The organism is Streptomonospora sediminis (genome assembly GCF_054778995.1).
Window position 1 is genome coordinate 1 of the sequence record NZ_BAAGYZ010000057.1, and the last position, 582, is coordinate 582.

Sequence of the window (582 nt, forward strand, 5' to 3'; positions counted from 1 at the left end):
CTCGCGCGCGGGGCGCCGGCCCTCGGAACCGCGCTGGGCGCCCTGGCGGTCGCGGGGGGCGGGTCCGCGGCCGGGCCGCTGCGCGGCGCCGGGACGGCGGGGATCGCGGGAACGGCCGTCGCGGGAGGAGCTCAACGGCTGCTCCCCGCGGTGGTGGCGGCCGGGTGCGGCAATGGCGCGGGGCCGCTGCGCCGGTAAAGCGGCCTCATCTGGCGCCCGCCTCGGGCTGGGCTCCGGTGCCGGGCAGCCCGGACGGAGCGCCGCCTTCGTCGCCGGTGGCGCGGCGCTGGTCGAGGTCGAGGAACAGCGGGGCCTCGCCCGGCTGCATGCCCATCGCCTCGGCTTCCTCGGCGATGCGCTCGGAGGACTCCAGCCGCATGACCTCCTCGCGCAGCCCTTCCTCTTGGTGGGCGAGCCGCTCGTTGCCCTGCTGGAGCTCGGTGATGGTGAACGCGTCGGCAACGAGCACGGTGCGCAGCGCCAGCAGGCTGATCAGGGCGCCGCCGAGCAGGCCCAGTACCAGCAGCACAAAGGGCATGCGCGGGGCGCGCGGCGCCGACCTGGCTGCCGGCGCGGGCCGCG

Annotated in this window: 1 protein-coding gene; it reads right to left on the bottom strand. The window is 78.0% G+C overall.

Translation table 11 applies throughout. The features are described 5' to 3' along the window. Window positions 1-205: 205 nt before the first annotated feature. Window positions 206-582, bottom strand: a 377-nt coding sequence (locus ACYVD5_RS12040) for a hypothetical protein (RefSeq protein WP_461001079.1), incomplete at its 5' end; no start/stop codon positions are given.